A 22,700-nucleotide genomic window follows, 5' to 3' on the forward strand; every position below is an offset into this window, starting at 1 on the left:
ACATTGTACTATTTGATTACCTCTTGCACAAGTCGAAATAATCGTTCTGAGGCATCGCTGATCCCTTGTTCTTTTGAGGCTTTTGCCATCTTACTACGAAGGGCTTCATCTTGCATGATACTGTCTACTGCTTCCACGAGGTTTTGACTGTTTAGTTCATGATCGGCAATCATTTTGACTGCTCCTGCATTGGCTAAACTTTGGGCGTTCTTCGTTTGGTGGTCATTGGTCACATAAGGACTAGGAATCAAAATCGCTGGAATCCCTAATGCAGTGAATTCTGCGATCGATGTGGCTCCTGCTCGTCCAATCAACAAATCACTATTTGCCATCACTTCTGCCATCTGATCAATGTAAGGGCGAATACTGATATTAGGAAAGGCATCTTTTGACATGCCGATTTTTTCTTCGATCTCTTTGTAATACCGTTCACCTGACGCATAGAGAAGCTGATACTCTTTTTGAGCAAACAGCGGCAGCGCATCAATGATCGCTTGATTGATTTTCAGTGCTCCTTGACTCCCACCAAAAACCAAGACCGTCTTTTTCGCCGGATTTAAATCATAGGAAGACAAGATCGCTGACTTTTGACTGTTGCGTACTTCTTGACCTCGAGGATTCCCCACCAGCACCGTTTTCTTCGCTGGAAAGTACTGAGACGCATCGTGAAAGGCAATGGCGATTTTATCCACATATTTGGTTAGAAATTTATTCGTGATCCCGGGAACACTATTTTGTTCATGAATAATTGTAGGAATTTTCAACTTCGCTGCGGCAAAGACCACCGCGCCAGAAACGTAGCCGCCGGTGCCGATCACCACATCCGGTTGAAACTCCTTGATGATTTTTTTGGCTGCGTAATAACTTTTCATGAAAAGTTGGATCGTTTTTACATTATCGAAGGACAACTTACGCTTAAAGCCTTGGATTTCTAATGTTTTAAAAGGAATACCTGTTGGAGGGACGATTTTATTTTCCAAGCCCCTTGTTGCACCAATGTATAAAAATTCGGCTGTCGGGTCAATCTCTTTTACATAATCGACAAAAGACAACGCTGGATAAATATGTCCGCCAGTACCGCCGCCAGTCACAAGTATTTTCATATCCGTCACTCATTTCTATTTAAGTTCTGCTACTGCCGCCATAAATTTGTCGCCGCGAACTTCAAAATTAGGGTATTGATCCCAACTTGCATTCGCAGGTGACAATAAAATCGTATCTCCAGCAGCACTTAAAGAAAAGGCTAATGGGACTGCTGTTTCAACATTGTCTGTCATTTCAATTGTTTTTACCCCAGCTGCTTGAGCGGCAGCGGCTAATTTTTCCTTTGTTTCACCAAACAACACGATGGCTTTTAGCCCTTTTAGTGCGGGAACTAAGTCATCAAAGCTGTTCCCCCGATCCAGACCACCTGCCAATAAAATCAGTTTCTCATTGTCAAAGCCGCCTAATGCCATTTCTGTGGCTAGAATGTTTGTTGCTTTGGAGTCATTGAAAAATTTCACCTGATTGATGGTGGTGACATACTGAGTCCGATGGGGCACGCCTGTAAAGGTTTGTAACGCTTGCTTAATGGCTTCGTTTGGCATATCGCAAAGTTTACCGACAGCAATCGCTGCTAATGCATTTTCAATATTATGATCTCCTGGCACGCCAAGTTCATCAGCTGCCATAATCACTTCTTCTTTATAATAGAGGATACCGTCAAGCATGTACGCGCCTGCTACTTTTTCCTTGGTGGAAAAAGGAATGATTTGCGCTTTTGATTTTGTCGACAGTGCTTCTAGTTCTGGCTGGTTCCAGTTGATCACCAAATAATCATCTGCAGTCATTCGCTGTTGCAACCGCCACTTTGCTAGGACATACTCTGGACGACTGCCATGGTAATCGATATGGGCTTCATAAATATTGGTGATCACGGCGATTTTTGGTCGCAAAGTATCGATCCCCATCAATTGGAAACTTGAAAGCTCCATCACCAAGCGATCTTCAGGCTTAGCTGTTTGAGCAACGGAACTTGCAGGAAACCCAATGTTCCCAGAAAGCAGTGCCTGCCCTTTTTGCATCCCGGCGTTTAAGACATTGGCGATCATGGTCGTTGTGGTGGTTTTTCCGTTCGTACCAGTAATGCCGATAATCGGTGCCTCAGAGATTTGATACGCTAGCTCCACTTCCGTGATTACAGGAATTTTTTTCTCTAAAGCTTTTTGAACAAGTGGCTGTGAATAAGGGATTCCTGGATTTTTCACAACTAACGAAAAGCCTTCATCCAATAATTCGATTGGGTGGCTGCCAGTGATCACTTTGACCCCTAACGCCAAAAGATCTTGTGCTTCGGGATTTTCAGCAAATGGCTTGCCGTCATTAACGGTCACAAGTGCGCCCAAATCATGTAACAATTTGGCCGCACTGAATCCACTACGCGCTAATCCTAGCACAAGAACTTTTTTATTTTGATATGTTTTAATTTTTTTCATTTTCTTCATCTCCTACCATACAAGGGCTATTGTGAGCAACGAGCAACCTAGCGCAATACACCAAAATACAGTGTCGATCTTCCACTCAGACCATCCGCTCATTTCAAAATGATGGTGGATGGGTGACATCTTGAAGATTCGTTTGCCCGTTAATTTGAATGAGGCAACTTGCAGCATCACGCTTGCTGTTTCACAAACATAGACCAGTCCGACAAGCAAGAGGGTCCATTCTTGGTGTAAAAGAATCGATATTGCTGCCAGCAGACCGCCTAAAGCCAGCGAGCCGACATCCCCCATAAAAATTTTAGCCGGTTTGCGATTGTACGGAAAGAAGCCGATCAATCCGCCAATGATTGCTAGACAAACGATCAACACATCAATTTGATCTTGCCGCCAAGCAATCAGTGCGTAAGTTGAAAAAGAAATCGTGCCCAGTCCTGCGACCAGACCATCGATACCGTCGGTCAAGTTGACTGCATTTGAAAAACCGACCAGCCAAAAGATGACGAACACTCCGTAAAAGATCGACAGTGGCACATCGATCCCAAAGAAATTTAACACGTCTGCATTGCCTTCCGTTCGAAAAACAAAGTAAAAGACGAGTCCGCCTAAAATTTGTCCAATCAATTTTTGCAGCGAGTTTAAGCCCATATTTCTTTTGCGGAAAATCTTGATGAAATCGTCAAGAAATCCTAATGCACCATAAACCAAGGTAATGAACAAAAGAATGAACAATGAAGCAGTCAGTTGATTTTGCCATGCCCCTACCCAAATTGCAGTGATCATTGCAGAAATCAAAAATACAAACCCACCCATCGTTGGTGTACCAGCCTTTACGTTATGCCATTTAGGGCCGTCACCACGTATTTCCTGTCCGTATTTCTTCATTTGAAAATAGCCGATAAACAAAGGCATCGCGGCTGTTACGATCGCAAAGCCGCTTGCCAAAGGTAATATCATCTCTGTCCATTCCATATCGTTCTCTCCTATTATTCTATTCGTTTTCGCTTAGTGTAAACTTGATCGATTGTCCCGATAACTCAGTATAAGGCTCCACGCTCTGTTTGGTACAATAGCCGTCCCCTTCAAAACTGACGTCCACATTCAACAGACTGCCAAATTTGATCAAATCTGCTTTGGACCAGGAGGTCGTATCAGGCATGTAATACTTGTCGCTATCCGTAATCAGCAGTACCCGTCCGCCAGGCATGATCGAAGTGCCGCTGTCAACGGACTGTGCGATGACCTTCTCGCCATCACCGATGACAACAGGGGTCAACCCAGCTTTTTGAACGTCAGTTGCCGCTGATTCTGTATCAAGATTACGATAATCCCCTACAGTCGTTTCACTACCAGAGGTTGTACTATCTTCTAATGCAGAATTTTTTAGATCCATGACTCGTTTCATCAATGGATTGGCAATTTCACCCAACACGGTGCTTTCGTGCTTCTCTGGCAATTTGATCGTCAAATACAAAATATATTCAGGTTCTTCTGAAGGAAACATCAAAACAACAGAATACAGATAATTGGTACCACCAGACAAATACTTACCGGTCGTTGGATCGGCTACTTGGGCCGTCCCCGTTTTTGCAGAAATGTTGTAGCCAGGTAATTCATAAACGCCATAAGCACTTCCATAATTTTCACTCTCGACAACATCACGCATATATTCACGGACCTCTGTTGCAGCCTCTTTTGTGATTGGATGGCCGACCTCTTCTGGTTGCGTGACCGTTTCTTCTCCAGTATTGCCATCAACGATTTTACTAATAAATTGTGGTTTCAACATCGTTCCATTATTTGCCACCGACGTAAAGGCCTGCATCATTTGGAAATTCGTCACACCAATCGCTTGACCAAATGACGTCATCGCTTGGCTGACAGGGTTATCCTCTGGTGTGATCCCAGTATTTTCGTTAGGCAATCCTGAATAGGTACTGCGACCAAAACCAAATTCTTTTAAGTATTGTTGCCAACGATCTGCCATTCGCTGCTCCAAGGTCACCATTCCGATATTACTGGACCATGAAAGTGCTTGGCGCATCGTCAGTGTTCCTTTTTGTCCGAAGTCCCAGTCGTTGATGGTTGCATCATAAAGTTTCATTCCATCAGGGCTTGGGGTAAAGGTTTCGTTTTCATTGAAGATCCCTTGATCGATCGCTGCTGCCGTCGTCAAGATCTTCATGGTTGAACCTGGCTCGTAGTTGTCCTCAACTAATAGGTTTTGCCAATCATTGATGGAATCCAAATTTTCTGGATTATAGGTTGGTCGTTGTGCCATCGCTATAATCTCGCCGGTTTTGGCATCCATTAAGTTGGCTGTTAAGTTTTCTGGTTTATTTTCTTTAAAGACACTGTCCATCAGCGTTTCCAAGTAGCTTTGGATCCGACTATCGATGGTTGTATAGACGTCTTTCCCGTCCACAGCTGCAACAGTTTCGGCTACGGTTCCTGGCAACGGATTTTGATTGTTGTCTTTTTGATAAACGATCTCGCCATCGGTCCCTGAAAGCACGTCATTGTACGCAGCTTCTAGTCCGGTTTTCCCAACTAGACCAGTATCGTCATCATTGGCAACAGCATACCCGATAAAGTGAGAAGAAAAGACACCATTCGGATAAAGTCGAGCTGGATGGCTGTCAAAATGAAAGCCAGCAATCTCTTCTTTTTCCATTGCATCTTCAATCGCATTCTTTTGTTCTAATGTAATATTGTTTCCTTTACTTCCAAAAGAAACACGCCATAATTGTTGCTCAAGCCCTTCTTCTAACGTGTTGACTGCTGTTTCTTGATCGATGGACAATACATCCGACAAGATTTTGCCCAATTTATTGAAGTTTGCTTTTTCTGCAAAAAGATTCTTTTTGCCATCTTTGTAATTTTGGTTTAAAACAGCGTAAATTGAATAGGAGGTCACATCTTCAGCAATTGGAATCCCATTGCGATCATAGATCGTTCCACGTTTCGCTTTGATGACTTCACTGCCTTCATAAAGATTTTTCGTTTTTTCAGCTAAGGAAGTCCCTGCGACATCTCCGACAATGACGATGTAGCTCAAACGCGTGACAAACAAAAAGAACAATCCAATACTCGTAGCAAAGAGAATAATACCTACTTTTTTGCGATTGTTCGTTGTAGTTTGATTGTTCTTTTTTAAGTATTGCTTGAATTTATCTGTTAACTTCATTTAGTCCACTTTCCTTAAATTGCCGTCATCGATCGACAATCCATTATCCTCAGCAATCTTTTGGATGCGCTCGGTTTTAGAAAGTTCATTTTTCTCTTGTTCCAACTGTTCTGCTTGTGTTGTTTTTTCATTAATATCCGATTGGATCAAAGAAATATCGTGTTCGACTTGACTGATATTGGTTCGAATATTGATGGTCAAGATCGCCAACGTCAATACAGAGATGATCACAAAGGCAGCGATCAGTTTTTCCAGAGTAGAAATGCTTTTTAACCGACGAGCCGGAGATGCTGGTACGCGGATGACCTCAGGACGCTGGGGATCAGTAGGCAGTTTTTCAGTTGTCGGTTCAGAGTGTTCCATAGGTTGTGATTCAAGTGGTTCTCTGAATTCATAGTCATGAACTTTTAGTTCTGCCATAGTTGTTACCCTTCGCTTTCCTTGATTTTTTCCGCGATTCGCAGTTTCGCACTACGAGAACGATTATTTTCAGCTACTTCTTCCTCAGTAGGAAGAAGTGGTTTTCTTGTTATAAGTTTAAGTGTTGGTTGGAATTCTTCTGGTATCATCGGCAAACCTGGCGGCATATCCTTCGGTGTGCTGTATTCCTTGAACATCGATTTCACGATGCGATCTTCTAAAGAGTGAAACGTGATGACACTCACACGTCCGTTGACTGCTAAAAGATGAATCGCTTGTTCAAGTGATTCTTCAATCACACCTAGCTCATCATTGACTGCAATGCGAATGGCTTGGAAAACCCGTTTTGCAGGGTGTCCGCCTTTTCTTCTTGCTGGCGCAGGAATGGCTATTTTGATGATATCGACCAACTCACCCGTTGTTTCGATTGGATGATCTTGTCGCACCCGCTCGATTTCACGAGCGATTTGTTTCGAGAATTTTTCTTCTCCATAACGGAAGAAGATTTTGACTAATTGGTGGTAGTCGAATTGATTGACTACTTCATAGGCAGTCAATGCTGCAGTTTGATCCATCCGCATATCCAGCGGTGCATCTTGGTGGTAGCTAAAGCCGCGTTCGGCTTCATCTAATTGGGGTGAGGAAACACCTAAATCGTACAAAATCCCATCGACTCGGCTCACACCGTGTTGATGCAATGCTTCCTTTAAATAGCGGAAATTACTTTTAATGAACGTAACCATTCCTTTAGCAACATATGGTGCTAAACGTTTTTTCGCATGATCGATAGCAGTTTGGTCTTGATCAAAAGCAAAGAGATGTCCCTCTTCAGACAGTTGCGACAATAAATATTCACTATGACCGGCTCCACCTAATGTACAATCGACATAGACGCCTTCTGGACGAATCTTTAACCCATCAACGGTCTCCTGTAGCATAACGGTGTAGTGTTGAAAATCTGCCATGTGTTTTTTCCTCTTCCTATCAAGCCTATAAGCCAAAATCAATCATTGTTTCAGCAATTTCATCAAAGTTTTCTTCTGCTTCTTCAGAGAATGCTTGCCAACGCGTTTCATCCCAAATCTCGATTCGGTTTGAAACGCCGATGATCACACAGCTTTTGGTAAGGTCTGCATGATTTCTCAATGTAACAGGGATATTGATTCGTCCTTGTTTATCGATTTCGCACTCTGTTGCAGCAGAATAAAAGAAGCGGACAAATGTCCGAGCGTCCTTTTTCGCTAAAGGCATTTCGTTTAGTTTTTCTTCAAGTTTTTCCCATTCAGATAAGGGGTAGCCAAATAAACAGCCATCTAATCCACGTGTCACAACAAATTTTTCTCCGAGTTTTTCTCGTAGTTTTGAAGGGACGATTAGTCGGCCTTTTGCATCTATCGAATGTTGAAATTCACCCATAAACATCGATAAATAACCCCCGATCTCCACCTGATATTCACAGTCTACCACAATCCCCCACTTTCTACCACAAATTATATGAAATTTGAAAGGGAAGTTGTTTGACTTTTCTTTACCAAATGAGGAAAAAGAGGAAAACCGACTACTTAAAGTTTTTAAAAAAACTTTAAGTGAAAAAATGGGCGTTTATCAAGAGTCAAAACACTATAAGTAACTAACAATATTTAGAATGATCAAAACGACATGAAAAATGATCGTAAATAGAAAAATACTACGCCAATACATCTTTAAATAGCGACCATATTGGATCTCCTCATAGTAATACGCCTGAAAGACTGCCAGCAGAATCCCCAATAAAAAAATGGAGATCAAATAGTACAATGTGATTGCTTGATCAAAAGTATACTTTGATAATTGATGAATCCCGACCATCAAAAATGGTACCGCTAAATCCGGTGCCTTCACGTGGTAACGATCATTCAAGGACAACGCGGAAACAATAAACCGACAGGCGAAATAGACGAGCACAGGAAAGATATACCAAAACAAAACGATTGGATTAAATCCAGACATACAGCAAAATCCTTTCTAACAACTAGTGTCACTATACTTTATTTTCTTTACATCCGTGTTTCAGTTCTTTTAAAAATCTGAGCTGGAATAAGACAGCCATGAAATTTTTTAAGGAGCCTCTTTGTTCATCAGCTGACTTTTGAAAGTCTTGAAGAATGCATTTCTTTACCTATTAAAACAGAAGGGCGTAGCTTCAACAAGTCTATCTTGCCATTCTAGTGATTTTTTTTATCCTGAAATTGAAATTTTCTTAATTTCTCCTTGGTTCAACTTGAGTTCTTGTGTATTTGAGGGTAAACTGTCACTAGAATAACTCTAAAAGGTGGATTAGAATGAACGAGAAAAAACCAAAAAGTACCTTTGCAAAAATCACGCAAGTCGTGATCTGGACCATGCTTATTCTCACTGTTGGCTCGATTTTCTTAGCAGCATACACAAGTATTATGGGTTAATCCTATTAAAAAAGTGCCCTTTTCCAAAATGATGGCTTCCATCTTTTGGAAAAGGGCACTTTTTTTACAGCAAGGGTGACACAAGGCGTGCCAAGCCTTCTTTGATTTTGATCGTCAGCTTTCTTTGCTGATACGCTTCGATCGTTAAGTGCTTGGAATCGATCGAATCCGCCAGAAATGCTTCTTTCGTTTGCGTCGCGAGTTGTGCATCGTAGATGATCGTATTGACCTCAAAGTCTAAACGAAACGAACGGACATCGATATTTGCTGAACCAATCGAAACGAGCCCACTGTCAATGATCATCGTTTTTGCATGCATAAACCCTTTCTCATAGGTTTCGATGACTGCCCCAAAATGCAGCAGCTCAGCCGCAAAGGAATAGGTCGCCCAATATACCAAGGGATGATCCGGTTTGTTAGGGATTTGTATATGGACTTTCACCCCAGAAAGCAGTGCCAACTTCAAGGCATTGTGAATGGCTTCATCCGGAATATAATAAGGTGTTTGGATCAAGATTTCCTTTTTGGCTAAGTTGATCATTTTCAGATAGGTCATTTTGATTTCTTCATGTTCCGTATCAGGACCACTCGTGATGACTTGGGCTGCAACTGTCCCGACTTGTTTGATTTCAGGAAACAAGGAAGGATCATATTTGATCTCCAACGCATGTTGTGAATTCCAATCCATCAAAAACCGATTTTGCAGCGAATAGACAGCTGAACCGGCAATTCGCAAGTGATTGTCTCGCCAATAACCGAATTTTTCCACTTGCCCTAGATATTCATCTCCCACATTAAAACCGCCTGTATAGCCAATTTCTCCATCGATCACCACGATTTTCCGATGATTTCGATAATTGATTCGCGGATTGACATAAGGAACGAATAAAGGAAAGAAGAAGGCAATTTGACCGCCATGCAGACGCAACTCATCAAAAAACTTTAATGATACTTGGGTGCTGCCCCAAGCATCTAATAAGACTCTTACTTTTACGCCCCGCTTCGCCGCGCGCACCAGTGCCTCTTTGACTTCATTTCCCAATGTATCACTGCGATAAATGTAATATTCCATATGAATGTGATTTTTTGCCTGTTCGATATCCGCGATCAAGGCATCAAATTTCTGCCGTCCGTCAGTATAAAGCGTCATACTATTCGCTGTCGTATACAGGGATTGCCCAAAGACTGTCAACAGGTAGACCAGCTGCTGCACTTCTACCTGCGCGGTCGGCGGATGCGGAAACAGCTGACGAGCGAGCGCTTGTTTTTGTTCTTCTAATTCAACATTCAGCCCCACCTTTGCCTGTGAGCGCATATCAAAGATCTTTTCTTTAGAGATCCCTCTACCAAAGAAAAAGTAAAGCACAAAGCCAACGATTGGAATGAACATCAAGACCAAAAGCCAGGCCCACGTTTGAGCAGTCTGCCGCCTTTCTCTGAAAATGATAATGATTGATAACAAAATATTGACTATAAATAAAATGGTTACCAAATTATCCATTACAACCATTTCTCCACCTCTTCCCCGATTTCCCGCTACTAAAGCATATCAAAAAATAGTACCTAAAGTAAAGAAACACTGTGATGAAACAAAAAAAGCCGATCTTGACGATCGACTTTAAGAAAATATCGGTTTAGAATTTTAAGAAACGGCGCATTGATAACACGGAACCAAGCGAACCGATCACGATCCCAATCAGTGCCATCACACCGCAAACTTGTAATAGAAACATATTTGGTGCAATTAAACTGTAATTTGAACGCAGTAAGGATGGATTGACCATTGCATAAACTTGGTGGTAGCCGAAGTACATTAAAGCAATCGGAACGATCGAACCTAAGAGTCCGATCCAGCCGCCTTCAAGGAAGAATGGCCAACGAATGTAGCCGTTTTTCGCCCCCACCAGACGCATGATCTGAATTTCTCTTTGACGAGACAAAATCGTGATCCGAATCGTATTAGAGATCAGGAACATTGCCACAAAAATCAATAAGACAGCAGCAGCTAAGCCCCAAGTCCGCACAGCAGCAGACAATTCAAAGATTCGGTCAGAAGAATCTCCGCCGTAATCGGCTTTGAAAACATTTGGCAATTCGCCAGCTTGCTCAGCGATCTCTGTCGTATACTCTGGATCTGTTGCACTGACGACAAACACGTTATACAGCGGATTGCTGTCGCCTTCGAACAAGTTCCATGAATCCCCCATTGCATCTTGGATCTTCTGCAATTCTTCGTCTCGGCTAGAAAATTTCACTTCTGAAACGTTCGGCAGATCATTTAAGGACTGTTCCAAAGCATCCATGTCTTCTTGTTCCGTACCAATATCAACGAAAACCGAAACGTCCACATTCTCGCGAATGTCTTCGGCTAGTTTTGTTGCATTTAAGATTACACCTAGAAAAATACCGACTAATGTCAGTGTGATCGTTACCGCACTCAATGACGCAATAGTCATCCAGCCGTTACGCTTTAAACTTTTGATACTCTCCAGGAGATGACGGAAAAATGTTCTAATCATCGTAACCATATTCTCCTTCCGCTTGGTCGCGAATAATGCGGCCATTTTCAATCGCGATCACGCGATGACGAATCGTGTTTACGATCGTACTATTATGGGTCGCCATAACGACCGTTGTTCCTTGGGCATTGATCCGATCAAGCAGCTTCATGATTTCCCATGAGTTTTCAGGATCTAGATTCCCCGTTGGTTCATCCGCAATCAATACTTTCGGCGTATTTACGATGGCACGAGCGATCGACACCCGCTGTTGTTCCCCACCGGAAAGCTCACTTGGAAATACCCGCACCTTATGTTTCAGGCCGACCAAGTCTAATACTTCCATCACCCGTTTTTTGATATCACGAGGTTTGCGGCCGATAACTTGCATTGCATAAGCAACATTTTCAAAGACCGTTTTCCGTGGTAAAAGTTTATAATCCTGAAAGACCACGCCGATTTCTCGACGCATCAATGGGATCTCGCGGTTTTTCATGCCGACCAAATCATATCCTGCGACATTCAAAACGCCTTTTGTTGCTTTTTCTTCCCGATACATCAATTTGATAAAGGTTGATTTGCCGGCACCCGATGGGCCCACGACATAAACAAACTCTCCTTGATCAATTGAAATCGAAAGGTTACGGATAGCAGTCGTACCATTAGAGTACTTTTTCATTATATCTTTCATTTCTATCATACAGCTATCTCTCCATCTCAAATTTTCATTCTGGCTTATTATAGCATGAATATATTTCACCTTGCTTGCAACAGATTACAATTATGTTTCAATCTGTTTAAGTCACACAAGGTTATTTTTGATTCAGTTTCAGCTTCAAATACGCGTCGATAAAGCCATCCAAATCGCCATCCATGACTGACTGTACATTCCCAGTTTCGAAATTCGTTCGGTGATCTTTGACCATCGAATAGGGATGGAAGACGTAAGAACGAATTTGCGAGCCCCAACCAATTTCTAACTGCTCGCCTCGCAAAGCTGCTGCTTCTTGTTCTTTCTTTTCGACTTCTAGTTGATACAGCTTGGCTTTCAACATTCCCATCGCTTGCTCACGGTTTTTCAATTGTGAGCGCTGGGCTTGGCTAGCAACGACCGTTCCTGTCGGAATATGGGTGATCCGCACAGCAGATTCGGTTTTGTTGATGTGCTGTCCACCCGCACCACTTGCGCGGTACGTATCGATTTTCAAATCATCTGAGTTGATTTCCACATCGATCGCCCCATCTAATTCTGGCATCACATCCACCGAGCAAAATGACGTGTGCCGTCTCTTGGCTGAATCAAAAGGTGAGATCCGAACTAAACGATGAACGCCTTTTTCCGATTTCAAATACCCATAGGCGTTGTGGCCTTTTACAAGTAAAGTGACACTTTTGATCCCCGCTTCATCACCAGCTTGATAGTCGAGGGTCTCTACTTGATACCCGTGTTGTTCGCAAAAACGAGTATACATCCGTAACAGCATGCTGCCCCAGTCTTGTGATTCGGTACCGCCTGCACCAGGATGAAGCTCGATGATGGCGTTATTTCGATCATAGGGTTCATCTAACAGCATCGACAATTCATAAGACGCCATTTTCTCGTTTAGCTTCGTGATCCGTGCTTCAAGTTCTGCTTCCATTTCTGGGTCTGCTTCTTCTTGAATCATTTCCAACATCACTTCCAGCTCTTCCAATTCTTCTGCTAACTGATTGAACTGATCGTAGGTCTCTTTGTTGGCATTGTTTGCGTTAATGACTTGTTGAGCTTTTTCTGAGTCATCCCAAAAGGTGGGATCTGCCATTTGGTGTTCCGCTTCCGCAATGTCCTCTTCTAACTGATCTAAGTCAAAGAGACCCCCTAAAACTGATTATTTTTTCATTCATCTGGGTCAATTGATTCCGAATATCTGCGATTTCCATTAAAATTCCTTCTTTCTTTTTTTCTTACAAACGAAAGTAGACTGGACAAAAACGTCTGCCAGCCTACTCTCAACTTTTTCAAAACGTGTTACATATTTTTCCCGTGGCAATTCTTGAATTTTTTCCCGCTGCCGCATGGACAAGGATCGTTACGACCAACGTTTTTGAAACTTGGTGCTTGGGCAGCAGGTGCTTCTTCTACCCCTTGTGCTTCCCCTTGAGCAACTTGTTCCCGTTGAACGTTTTGACGAATCTCTGCCTTCATAAAGAGACGAGTTACTTCATATTCGATCGCTCCAACCATGTTCTCAAACATATTGAATCCTTCTGTTTGGTACTCAACTAATGGATTGTTTTGTCCATAAGCCCGTAACCCAACCGATTGACGCAGCTGATCCATAGCATCGATGTGGTCGGTCCACTTCGTATCGACAACTCGTAAGATGACGACTTTTTCAAATTCCAGTAATTGTTCTGGACTATTAAGTTGTGCTTTCTTTTGTTCAAAGACTTCTTCTGCCCGTTGGTTTAGGTAGTCTTTGATCTCTTGAGCTGATTTGCCCTTGATGTCCTCGATACTGATAGTATCTTCATGAACAAGTGCATTCGCCGCAAAATCAACGATTCCTTCGTAGTTCCAATTGCTTTCTTCTAATTGCGTATGACTGTCGACGACTCGGCTGATGGAACGTTTCACCATATTCATTAATTGTGGTGAAAGATCCGTTTCTTCCATGATCACTTCTTGACGTTGTCCGTAAATAACTTCCCGCTGTTCTCGCATCACGTCATCGTATTGCAAGACGTTTTTCCGAGTATCGTAGTTATTTCCTTCCACTCGTCGTTGGGCAGATTCTACTTGTTTTGAAAGCATCTTGCTTTGGATCACGGCGTCGCCTTCATCAATCTTCATCCGATCCAAGAACACTTTGATTCGTTCAGAACCAAAACGCTTCATTAAATCATCTTCTAGCGATAAGTAAAATTGCGACATCCCTGGATCTCCTTGACGTCCCGCACGTCCCCGTAACTGATTATCGATCCGTCGTGATTCATGACGCTCAGTACCGATAACTGCCAAGCCGCCTAGTTCTGCAACACCAAGACCTAACTTGATATCCGTTCCCCGACCAGCCATATTGGTCGCGATCGTTACAGCGCCTTTTTGTCCAGCATTCAAAATGATTTCTGCTTCTTTAAAGTGATTCTTGGCATTCAATACTTCATGAGGAACTTTCTCACGATCAAGCATTGATGACAGTAATTCAGAAGTCTCAACAGCGACCGTCCCTACAAGCACGGGTTGTCCTTTGCGGTGACGCTCTTTGATGTCTTGAACGACTGCTTGGAATTTGCTCGTAAGCGTTGGATAAAGCAAGTCCGCACGATCATCCCGTAAGATTGGTTTGTTCGTAGGAATCTGAATGACTTGCATGTTATAGATTTCTCGGAACTCTTCTTCTTCCGTTTTCGCTGTACCGGTCATCCCAGACAGTTTTTTGTACATCCGGAAGTAGTTCTGGAATGTGATCGTCGCCATCGTTTTGGTTTCATCTTCGATTTCGACACTTTCTTTCGCTTCGATCGCTTGATGGAGCCCATCAGAATATCGGCGACCATCCATGATCCGACCTGTAAATTGGTCAACGATCATTACTTTCCCATCTTGCACGACATAATCGATATCGCGAATCATAATGTAATTCGCTCGTAGTGCTTGATCCAAGTGATGGGTCAATGCCGTGTTTTCAATATCATACAAGTTTTCTAAGCCGAAGGTCTCTTCCGCTTTTTCGATCCCACGTTCTGTCAAACCGATCGTTTTTGATTGGATATCGATTTTGTAGTCTTCTTCTTCCGTCAAGCGTTTGACAAAATTGTCGACCCGATTGTATAGCGCAGTTGATTTTTCTGCTTGTCCTGAAATGATCAACGGTGTTCTCGCTTCATCGATCAAGATCGAATCGACCTCATCGACGATGGCATAGTTTAATGGACGCTGTACCATTTGATGACGGTAAACCACCATGTTGTCCCGCAAATAGTCAAACCCTAATTCATTGTTTGTACTATAAGTGATGTCACAAGCATACGCCGCACGTTTTTCTTCTGCTGATTTTGAGTTGATGTTCAAGCCGACCGTCAACCCTAAAAAGTTGTACAGCTCCCCCATCTCAGTCGAGTCACGAGTTGCCAAGTATTCATTGACAGTTACGACGTGGACACCTTGACCGCTCAAAGCATTCAAATAAACAGGTAATGTCGCCGTCAAGGTTTTCCCTTCACCAGTACGCATCTCTGGGATATTCCCATCATGCAAGACGATCCCACCCATTAATTGGACGTGGTAAGGATAAAGGCCCAAAACGCGTTTTGCAGCTTCACGTACTACTGCAAAGGCTTCAGGTAATAATTTATCCAAAGTCTCTCCCTCTTGGAAACGACGACGAAATTCATCGGTTTTCCCGCGTAATTGTTCATCAGATAAAGCGGCCATTTCATCCGCATGTGATTCAACTTGATTCGCAATATGGTCAAGACGTTTTAATTCTTTTTTGTCGTTTTCGATTAATTTTCTAAAAAAATTGGCCATACCTTAATAATTCTCCTTTTACTTCTGCATTATCCTAGCTGGAAACTCTCCTAACTATTTTAGCACTAGTTCACCATAAATGAAATATTTTTCGATAGAACTATCGCATCAATCTTGCGTGATAAACGGATTCTTAACCTTTTTTCACAGATTTTAAAGAAACGCAGGAAAAAAAACACGCAACAAGCCATTGATCGGCACTGAAAGTCCAGCACACGCCCAAACGTCTTGTTGCGAAGGTTTGCAAATTATGCCGTTTTAAAACGGGTTTTTAAGAAAGCTAAGAAGAGCATCAGTAGCATGCCTAAAGACTGAATCCCGATCATCAAGACGATATCAGCGCCAATAAATCCTGCCAACATCGCAACGAGAGAGCCTGCCCCCAGTGCATTTAAAATCACGTTCGTGCTTTCTTTGAAGCTGCCGATTGTCGATAGTCGTGATTTTTTCGTCAACCAGAGGAAAAACGCTGCCCCTATGACTAGAATACTATTCATTGCCACCAATAAAAATGCCACTGTGATCGTCTGACTGAAGAAAATCGCTGTCTCGTTGTTGCGATAGAAGCCGTCTTCGATCGCTTTTTGAAACGAAGCCGCATCATCTACTTGATCAGGTGCCATTTCCGCCGTGTACCGCATTTCATAGTGATAGGTTTGTCCATCGATTTCTTCTTTGATGGTCCAGTCTGTTTCCCGAAAATTGATGGCGTATTTCGCTTTTTCAAGAGCCGCTTCTGAAAGCGCAACGCCTATGATCCCCGCTTCTGTTTGGGAAAAGACTTGTGACTCATCCGCTAAAAGTTTGCCATCTTCCAGCTGCAACTCATTGTATTTTGCTGCCGTTTCTGCCGTCACGAGTGTTTTTACATGGGGAAAAAATGCCGCAAAGGCTTGATCCGTTTGCTTGCTGATCATTAAGGTCAACGGGATCATCAGCAAGGACATCAAGAAAACATAGACGAACACTTGCTGCCAGCGATTTAATTTTTTACGCCATGCATAGACTTTTGTTGGAGAAAAAATGGCCCCAAAGTACGTTAAGGGAAATCGTTGTTCAGACATCCTATCATTCCTATCCTTTTGTTCCGCCAGAGGTCAAACCTGAAACAAAGTATTTTTGTAAGAAGAAAAACAGTGCAGCGATCGGTACGGCGATCAAAATCGCCCCTGCCGCAAAGAGTGCGACCCGTTGGTTACGGGCATCATTGATAAAGGTTTGTAGCCCGACTGCGACGGTCAAACGCTCTTGTGAGCGAAGCAAGAATCGCGCCAGCAAGAATTCGCCGAATGGTCCCATAAAGGCCCACAATGCTTGGACGGCAACCATTGGTTTTACGAGGGGCAAAACGATTTGCCAAAAGATACGAAAATGCCCTGCACCATCAAGTTTTGCTGATTCATCCAAGTCGATGGGTACCGTATCAAAGTACCCCTTCATCAGCCAAGTATTCATCGGAATCCCACCACCGATATAAATCAGTGTCAAGAACCAGAAGCTATCTAGACCGTTTGCTAATAAGCCCATGACATAAAAAGCGGTCAACGCCGACATTGTCGGTACCATTTGAACGATCAAGAACACCATCAGACTACTTTTACGACCAGCAAAACGGTAACGACTGTAAGTATACCCTGCTAACGTTACGATCATTACTTGAATGATCATCGTCGAAACGGCCACGATCAAGGTGTTTTTATACCATGTCAAATACGGGGTTTCATTGAATAAACGTCGAAAGTTGTTCAATGTCCAATCCGCATCAAAATCTAAGCGAAAAGCGATCATGTTCCCTGCCTTGAAGGCTGAGGTTGCGGTAATCAACAAGGGATAGATGATAATGATCGATAACGCGATCATAAACAAGTAGGTAAATAATTTGCTGAAAGAAAACTTCTTCTTTTTCATCCTCAATCCTCCATATTAAATGCATTCGTCTTTTTAAACACCAGTAATGAAATGGAGATCACCACAAAGGAAATGATCAAGGTCAATGCAGAAGCAATCGAATATTGTGGTGAGCCGCCGGTCGTCAGTTTGTAGATCCATGAAATCAAAATATCTGTCGATCCAGCATTTCCGCCTAAACTTCCTGGTCCACCTTCGTTAAATAGATAGATCATCGAGAAGTTATTAAAGTTCCCAGTATATTGCGTAACGAAGGTTGGGGCTGCTACCAAAAAGATTGCCGGCAGCGTAATGTTCCGAAAACGCTGCAACGCATTGGCTCCATCCATTTTTGCTGCTTCATACAAATCTTCGGAAATGGATTGTAAAATCCCCGAAACCATTACATAGATGTAAGGAAACCCTAACCAACCCTGAATCAAAATAATCGCCGTTTTCGTCCAAAACGGATCAGTCTTCCAAGCAATGTTCCCAATATCCACAAAAGGCAGATTGTTCAATAGCGGGATCACCTGCGTATTGATCGCTCCTGCGGTATCATTAAACATATTTGAAAAACTCATGATTGTGATAAACGCTGGCACCGCCCAAGGAAGCAAGAAAATCACCCCAAAGACGCGACGAAACTTCACAAATTTTTGGTTGGCAACAACTGCTGTCAGTATGCCGAGTGTAATTTGCAAGGTGGTTGCTAAAACGGTCCAAATCACCGTCCAACTGAATACTTTTACAAAGGTGTCGCGGTAAGAACTTAAGGTGAAGATATTCGTGAAATTCGAAAAACCGATCCAGTCGATTAAGTTTGCTGGCGGAATGTGTCGAAAATCATAGTTGGTAAATGCCATAAAGAGCGTCACCATTACTGGAAAAATAATTGCTACGATCATTACCAAGTAGGCAGGGATCGTCAGTAAGTACGCGAACCCATCTTCGTATAATTTTTTGAAAAATTCTTTTCTCGTAACAGCTACCGGGAAGCCTTTTTCAATGCTTTGCCGAACCTGATAAGCATCTTTGATATTTAAAACCCAAAAGATAATGAAAATAACGGTAACGATGACCTGCAGTGTTCCTTCAATCAACAAGAACAAAGAGTTGTCTTCCATCGGTACTGATCCGAGTGTGACAAAGTTATAAAGTGCTTGTCCACCAAACAAAAGCATTTCGACCAGAAAAATCAGAAAGGCTGCAAAAAAGAGACCCGCTTTGAATTTCTGACCATTTTTGAATTGTCCCCCACCAGGGATGATTGAAAGAAGCGCTGTCTGCATGGCTTGTGAATTCGTCCTCATATGTATCCTCCTTAAAATCGAAAGTCTGCCAAGCGGCCGACGATCGATAGAAAACAATCTCGTCAAGCAATTTCTTGCGTGCTACGTTGCAAGGAATCCTTTTGACAAACATCCTCTATAGAATCGTCGACATGAATGACAGACCGTAATCGGCTAATTATTAGTATTTCTGCTCAATCGCTTCTTCGATTGTTTTGGCAGCATTATCCGCTGCTTCTTGAGGAGTCATATTGCCTGAACCTGCATCAAACAGCATGTTTTCAGCCCCTACCCAAACCTCAGACATTTCAGGGATATTTGGCATTGGTTGTGAAACACTGTATTGCTCAATCACTGCTTTTGCTACTGGATCATCAGAAGCAGCGACTGTTTCTTGAGCCATAATGTTCGCTGGAATATCATGACGCATGTCATACAATTTCTCTTGATTGGCTTCGTTGGTCAAATACTCGACAAATTGTTGAGAAACGTCTTTGTTTTGTGAGTAGTTAGATACCACCCACGCTTTTCCGCCGCCAAATGTTTCATAGTCGTTGCCGTTGTTTAGCGTTGGGATTTTCGCTACTCCATAGTTGATGCCTGCTTCTTCAAAGCCGTTCACGCCCCATGGTCCATAAATGATAGCTGCTGTTTTGCCTTGATTGAAGTAATCCAACATCAAGTTTTCGTTGGCTGATACATCAAGCATTCCTTGCGGCCAGACATTTTGGAACCAATCAGTTGCATACGTGATTGCTTCAACAGAACCTTCATTGTTCAGCCCTAGATCAGATGGATCTGTTCCTTCATCACCAAAGACATACCCGCCATGCCCCGCTAATAGACCATACGTATAATAAAAGTCCGTCCAACGAGCTAAGAAACCAACATTGTCATCGCCTTCTGCAAAACGATCATCTTTTGCTAGTTCTTCTAAATCAGAAAAAGTTGCTGGTGCTTCATCGATCAAGTCTTTGTTGTAGAACATGACAACCGCTTCGATCATTGCTGGTGCGCCATAGATCTTATCATCGATGGTCACTTGTTGCTTGTCTGTATCGCTGTACCGTCCATCATCTGGCAAAGTCATTTCTGCCAAATGCCCTTGGGAGCCTACTTGACCCACACGGTCATAAGGAGACATCGTAACATCTGGGCCTTTCCCAGCAGGACCGTCTAGTTGAAGCGCATCCATTTGATCGAACATGTCCATTTCCACAACGTTGATGGTGACATCATTTTCAGATTCAAAGTCAGATTTCACTTCATTGATATAATCAATATAGTCTGCGCCTACAGAGACCGTGATCGTTTTTTCATCGCTACCTGAACCTGCATCTGCATTACTACCATCGGTACTACCGCCGTTGCCGCCACATGCTGCAAGCGCTAACAACGCACTTCCTGAAACTAATCCTAGAGCTGCCTTTTTCCAATTCACTTTCATCCTGTTTACCTCCTGCAATTTGTAACTCTATTATGCAACCGGTTTCTTAAAATGGCAAACATTTTCTAAATGTTAGCGATAACAAAAATTGAAAAAGCCTTTAAATTAAGATATTGAGTAATTGAAAAGAAATTGCGCAACCATTTGCTTAATTTTTCACCTTGTGGATTCTCGAACCACGAGTTGCGGTAAAAAACGCTGTTGTCGCTGGCTTGTATCGTTCTGTTCAATTTTTTGGATCAGTAATTCACCACAAGCTTCGCCCATCTCAACGATGGCTTGCTTCATAGTCGTCAACTTGGGCGAGCTGACCTGATCCAGGAATACCCCATCGTAGCCGACAATCCCAAAATCCTTTGGTATCTGCGCGCCAATCGACTGCAAGCCTTGATTGATGCCTAGGGCCAAACGATCCGTCGCACAAATAAAACAAGTATTTTCCGCAAATTGCTCCTTCTGTGCTGTGATAAAGGTGCGGGCTGCGGAAGAACGGTTCTCAAAACGATGGATTTTTGGTGCTTGTCCTGTTTTTGTGACTGTATCTATGTACCCTTTTTCTCGGCTTTTCGTAAATGCTTCTTCCAACTCTAAACCAATATAGACCAAGTGTTGATAGCCAGTATCGAGGGCGTGTTTACAAGCAGAAACGATCCCTTGGTAGTTGTCACTATCAACAAAGCTGAATCCAGCTTCATTTTCACCAAATAGAACGACGGGTTTCTTTAAATTTTTTATCCAGTCCATATCCTTTTGGCGAAATCCCGTAATGATACAACCATCTGCTGGGCCACGATCCACCCCATCCGTCGTAACCAGCTGCAACGAATAATGCGCTTTGCCGATGGAACGAGCGATCCCCACTAATAAATTCATATAGTATGGCTCCGTCGTGTCCATCTCCTCTAAGATATACACTTTGATGATATGGGAACGCTTGGAAACTAATGATTTGGCAGCAATATTCGGTTGATAATCCAGTTCTAGCATTGCTTGATGAACGAGCTGCTTTAGCTCTTCGGTCACTTTATCTGGATGGTTGATCACTCGAGAAACGGTCATTGCGGAAACATTTGCTTTTTTGGCGACATCTGCTAACGTAGTCATGATTCACTCTCCCTGTATTATTTCATCTATAGTATAACACAATAAAACAAAAGAGAAACAAAGCCAACTTTTATATAGAAAGATTTCTTGCTTCATTCCAAAAGATAAAAAAACAGAGTAGCTTCTCAGCTACTCTGTCAAAAAAGACTTTTTTTGGGGTGTCGCCAAAAGGATCCCACACGTGTTAATCCGTTTCGATCAACCCGTATTTACCATCTTTCCGACGATACACAATGCTCGTTCCATTCGTTTCCGCATCTTCAAAGATAAAGAAGTTGTGTCCAAGCATGTTCATTTGTAAAACAGCTTCTTCACTATCCATTGGTTTTAAAGACAAACGTTTTGTACGTACGATGTCTAAATCAGAACCATTGGTTTCTTCATCGTTTGCTTCAGTTGTGAACAAATCACCATCTGTTGGCGGAACCAACGCTGTCTCACGAGATTTGCGATTGATTTTTGTTTTGAATTTGCGGATTTGGCGTTCCAATTTGTCAACAACCAAATCGATACTAGCATATAGATCAGGTGAAGTTTCTTCCGCACGTAGAACTAGGAATGGTAAAGGAATCGTTACTTCTACTTTTGCAGTTTTTTCTGTATAAACTTTCAAATTAACGTGTGCTGTTGCTTCTGGCACATCATTAAAATAACGTTCTAATTTACCTACTTTTTTCTCGACGTAATCACGGATCGCTTCTGTTACCTCGATATTTTCGCCACGCACATTATATCTAAACATAAAAATTACCCCTTTCGTCTACCAGTAAAGAAGGAAAAGGACCACTCTTTTCTTCTTCTTAACTCTATTATATCGAACTCTTGGTCATTTGCCTAGTAAATCGAACAATTTTCTTTAAGCGTTTTCAAAATAACGTTTCAACGAGCAATAGAAAAAGAACGAATCGACTGGGGGCCAAAGGACTGCAGTGCTTCAGCTGCATGATATAACGTTCTACCGGTAGTATACACATCATCGATCAACAATAATTTTTTCCCTTTGATTTCACACGCTACATCTGGCTTCACTGCAAAGGGTTGCGCCTCTACTAATCGTTGCCTGCGAGAACGTTGTGCCTGTGGTGCGGTATCAACAACTTTCTCCAGTAACTCTTGAAATCTGACTCCGGCGGCTTCCAGCACAGCGGTGACTTGATTAAACCCTCGCTGTTGGTAACGCTCTGCCGATAGTGGGATGGGAATCAAACACTCATAGTCAAACCTGTTGAGTTTTTGTTTGATCACAGGCGCAAACGTCCCCCGCAACTGATAGTTTCCCATCAGTTTGTATTCGTGAAGCCAATCCTTCATTCCTTGATCGTAAGCAAATAGCGCTCGGTGCTGCAATTGTATCATGGGACACGTTTCTTCCCAATAGAGACAATCGCTGCAAAACTCAGTTTCTTTTTTTCCACACGAAGGGCAGCAGGT

Annotated in this window: 20 protein-coding genes and 2 pseudogenes; 1 reads left to right on the forward strand and 21 read right to left on the reverse strand. The window is 42.6% G+C overall.

The annotated features are described in order from the left end of the window. Positions 1-8: 8 nt before the first annotated feature. From murG to IGK61_RS13190, 8 genes are all read right to left on the reverse strand, one after another. Entirely contained in the window at positions 9-1,103 is a 1,095-nt protein-coding gene (murG, locus tag IGK61_RS13155) for an undecaprenyldiphospho-muramoylpentapeptide beta-N-acetylglucosaminyltransferase (RefSeq protein WP_010749767.1), read from the reverse strand. A gap of 15 nt (positions 1,104-1,118) precedes the next feature. Next, complete coding sequence (gene murD, locus IGK61_RS13160) at positions 1,119-2,477, reverse strand: UDP-N-acetylmuramoyl-L-alanine--D-glutamate ligase (RefSeq protein WP_074536076.1); 1,359 nt, start codon at positions 2,475-2,477, stop codon at positions 1,119-1,121. Positions 2,478-2,489: 12 nt separating this feature from the next. After that, on the reverse strand, positions 2,490-3,452 hold the full coding sequence (gene mraY, locus IGK61_RS13165; RefSeq protein WP_074536077.1) for a phospho-N-acetylmuramoyl-pentapeptide-transferase: 963 nt from the start codon (positions 3,450-3,452) through the stop codon (positions 2,490-2,492). Between the two features lie 19 nt (positions 3,453-3,471). Beyond that, positions 3,472-5,667, reverse strand: coding sequence for a penicillin-binding transpeptidase domain-containing protein (locus tag IGK61_RS13170; RefSeq protein ID WP_074536079.1), 2,196 nt, complete (start codon positions 5,665-5,667; stop codon positions 3,472-3,474). Continuing rightward, positions 5,668-6,087 (reverse strand): cell division protein FtsL, encoded by a 420-nt coding sequence (gene ftsL / locus IGK61_RS13175; protein ID WP_005228796.1) that lies wholly within the window; start codon positions 6,085-6,087, stop codon positions 5,668-5,670. Between the two features lie 5 nt (positions 6,088-6,092). Further along, positions 6,093-7,052, reverse strand: a complete 960-nt coding sequence (rsmH, locus tag IGK61_RS13180) for a 16S rRNA (cytosine(1402)-N(4))-methyltransferase RsmH (protein WP_074536081.1) — start codon at positions 7,050-7,052, stop codon at positions 6,093-6,095. Positions 7,053-7,077: 25 nt separating this feature from the next. Then, on the reverse strand, positions 7,078-7,509 hold the full coding sequence (mraZ, locus tag IGK61_RS13185; protein WP_005228792.1) for a division/cell wall cluster transcriptional repressor MraZ: 432 nt from the start codon (positions 7,507-7,509) through the stop codon (positions 7,078-7,080). Between the two features lie 198 nt (positions 7,510-7,707). Then, positions 7,708-8,076 carry a DUF3397 domain-containing protein gene (locus tag IGK61_RS13190; RefSeq protein WP_005228786.1) on the reverse strand — a complete coding sequence of 123 codons (369 nt, stop codon included), beginning with the start codon at positions 8,074-8,076 and terminating at the stop codon, positions 7,708-7,710. 332 nt (positions 8,077-8,408) lie between these two features. On the opposite strand from IGK61_RS13190, the gene IGK61_RS13195 reads away from it, so the two are divergent. Next, a complete protein-coding gene (locus tag IGK61_RS13195) occupies positions 8,409-8,528 on the forward strand; it encodes a DUF4044 domain-containing protein (protein ID WP_005237290.1) in 120 nt (39 codons plus the stop codon). 64 nt (positions 8,529-8,592) lie between these two features. On the opposite strand, the gene cls is transcribed toward IGK61_RS13195, so the two are convergent. From cls to IGK61_RS13260, 13 genes and pseudogenes are all read right to left on the reverse strand, one after another. Further along, positions 8,593-10,038 carry a cardiolipin synthase gene (cls, locus tag IGK61_RS13200; protein ID WP_005228785.1) on the reverse strand — a complete coding sequence of 482 codons (1,446 nt, stop codon included), beginning with the start codon at positions 10,036-10,038 and terminating at the stop codon, positions 8,593-8,595. A 124-nt stretch (positions 10,039-10,162) separates the two neighbouring features. Then, positions 10,163-11,047: a permease-like cell division protein FtsX gene (gene ftsX, locus IGK61_RS13205; RefSeq protein WP_010749773.1), complete on the reverse strand. Its 885-nt coding sequence runs from the start codon at positions 11,045-11,047 to the stop codon at positions 10,163-10,165. Beyond that, entirely contained in the window at positions 11,040-11,726 is a 687-nt protein-coding gene (gene ftsE / locus IGK61_RS13210) for a cell division ATP-binding protein FtsE (RefSeq protein ID WP_005228783.1), read from the reverse strand. The genes ftsX and ftsE overlap by 8 nt, the downstream gene beginning before the upstream one ends. Positions 11,727-11,838: 112 nt before the next feature. After that, positions 11,839-12,946 (reverse strand): peptide chain release factor 2 gene (gene prfB / locus IGK61_RS13215; protein ID WP_139152385.1). Its coding sequence is split into 2 segments (ribosomal slippage): positions 11,839-12,873 and positions 12,875-12,946, totalling 1,107 coding nucleotides; the frame shifts between segments, so codons are not numbered across the junction. A gap of 88 nt (positions 12,947-13,034) precedes the next feature. Then, positions 13,035-13,109, reverse strand: a pseudogene (locus IGK61_RS13220) (SEC-C metal-binding domain-containing protein); the annotation flags it as partial. 45 nt (positions 13,110-13,154) lie between these two features. Next, positions 13,155-15,539, reverse strand: a pseudogene (gene secA, locus IGK61_RS13225) (preprotein translocase subunit SecA); the annotation flags it as partial. 248 nt (positions 15,540-15,787) lie between these two features. Beyond that, on the reverse strand, positions 15,788-16,603 hold the full coding sequence (locus IGK61_RS13230; protein ID WP_074536084.1) for a DUF1189 family protein: 816 nt from the start codon (positions 16,601-16,603) through the stop codon (positions 15,788-15,790). A gap of 10 nt (positions 16,604-16,613) precedes the next feature. Beyond that, positions 16,614-17,447 carry a sugar ABC transporter permease gene (locus IGK61_RS13235; protein WP_016608756.1) on the reverse strand — a complete coding sequence of 278 codons (834 nt, stop codon included), beginning with the start codon at positions 17,445-17,447 and terminating at the stop codon, positions 16,614-16,616. Positions 17,448-17,449: 2 nt separating this feature from the next. Then, positions 17,450-18,739: a carbohydrate ABC transporter permease gene (locus IGK61_RS13240; RefSeq protein ID WP_010749778.1), complete on the reverse strand. Its 1,290-nt coding sequence runs from the start codon at positions 18,737-18,739 to the stop codon at positions 17,450-17,452. A gap of 160 nt (positions 18,740-18,899) precedes the next feature. Next, entirely contained in the window at positions 18,900-20,165 is a 1,266-nt protein-coding gene (locus tag IGK61_RS13245) for an extracellular solute-binding protein (RefSeq protein WP_015510171.1), read from the reverse strand. A 156-nt stretch (positions 20,166-20,321) separates the two neighbouring features. After that, entirely contained in the window at positions 20,322-21,269 is a 948-nt protein-coding gene (locus IGK61_RS13250) for a LacI family DNA-binding transcriptional regulator (protein WP_074536086.1), read from the reverse strand. Positions 21,270-21,453: 184 nt separating this feature from the next. After that, on the reverse strand, positions 21,454-22,011 hold the full coding sequence (gene hpf / locus IGK61_RS13255) for a ribosome hibernation-promoting factor, HPF/YfiA family (protein WP_005231866.1): 558 nt from the start codon (positions 22,009-22,011) through the stop codon (positions 21,454-21,456). Positions 22,012-22,148: 137 nt separating this feature from the next. Continuing rightward, on the reverse strand, positions 22,149-22,625 hold the full coding sequence (locus tag IGK61_RS13260) for a ComF family protein (protein WP_016608760.1): 477 nt from the start codon (positions 22,623-22,625) through the stop codon (positions 22,149-22,151). Positions 22,626-22,700 lie beyond the last annotated feature (75 nt).

Source organism: Enterococcus sp. AZ063, from assembly GCF_051715045.1.
In the GTDB taxonomy this organism is placed as follows: domain Bacteria; phylum Bacillota; class Bacilli; order Lactobacillales; family Enterococcaceae; genus Enterococcus_D; species Enterococcus_D casseliflavus.

Coding starts and splice junctions, on each gene's coding strand:
- IGK61_RS13195 (WP_005237290.1), top strand. CDS start 8,409: ATGAACGAGAAAAAACCAAAAAGTACCTTTGCAAAAATCACGCAAGTC.
- murD (WP_074536076.1), bottom strand. CDS start 2,477: ATGAAAAAAATTAAAACATATCAAAATAAAAAAGTTCTTGTGCTAGGA.
- IGK61_RS13260 (WP_016608760.1), bottom strand. CDS start 22,625: ATGATACAATTGCAGCACCGAGCGCTATTTGCTTACGATCAAGGAATG.
- ftsL (WP_005228796.1), bottom strand. CDS start 6,087: ATGGCAGAACTAAAAGTTCATGACTATGAATTCAGAGAACCACTTGAA.
- cls (WP_005228785.1), bottom strand. CDS start 10,038: ATGGTTGTAATGGATAATTTGGTAACCATTTTATTTATAGTCAATATT.
- ftsX (WP_010749773.1), bottom strand. CDS start 11,047: ATGATTAGAACATTTTTCCGTCATCTCCTGGAGAGTATCAAAAGTTTA.
- mraY (WP_074536077.1), bottom strand. CDS start 3,452: ATGGAATGGACAGAGATGATATTACCTTTGGCAAGCGGCTTTGCGATC.
- rsmH (WP_074536081.1), bottom strand. CDS start 7,052: ATGGCAGATTTTCAACACTACACCGTTATGCTACAGGAGACCGTTGAT.
- IGK61_RS13250 (WP_074536086.1), bottom strand. CDS start 21,269: ATGACTACGTTAGCAGATGTCGCCAAAAAAGCAAATGTTTCCGCAATG.
- IGK61_RS13240 (WP_010749778.1), bottom strand. CDS start 18,739: ATGAGGACGAATTCACAAGCCATGCAGACAGCGCTTCTTTCAATCATC.
- hpf (WP_005231866.1), bottom strand. CDS start 22,011: ATGTTTAGATATAATGTGCGTGGCGAAAATATCGAGGTAACAGAAGCG.
- mraZ (WP_005228792.1), bottom strand. CDS start 7,509: ATGTTTATGGGTGAATTTCAACATTCGATAGATGCAAAAGGCCGACTA.
- murG (WP_010749767.1), bottom strand. CDS start 1,103: ATGAAAATACTTGTGACTGGCGGCGGTACTGGCGGACATATTTATCCA.
- IGK61_RS13235 (WP_016608756.1), bottom strand. CDS start 17,447: ATGAAAAAGAAGAAGTTTTCTTTCAGCAAATTATTTACCTACTTGTTT.
- IGK61_RS13245 (WP_015510171.1), bottom strand. CDS start 20,165: ATGAAAGTGAATTGGAAAAAGGCAGCTCTAGGATTAGTTTCAGGAAGT.
- IGK61_RS13230 (WP_074536084.1), bottom strand. CDS start 16,603: ATGTCTGAACAACGATTTCCCTTAACGTACTTTGGGGCCATTTTTTCT.
- IGK61_RS13190 (WP_005228786.1), bottom strand. CDS start 8,076: ATGTCTGGATTTAATCCAATCGTTTTGTTTTGGTATATCTTTCCTGTG.
- ftsE (WP_005228783.1), bottom strand. CDS start 11,726: ATGATAGAAATGAAAGATATAATGAAAAAGTACTCTAATGGTACGACT.
- IGK61_RS13170 (WP_074536079.1), bottom strand. CDS start 5,667: ATGAAGTTAACAGATAAATTCAAGCAATACTTAAAAAAGAACAATCAA.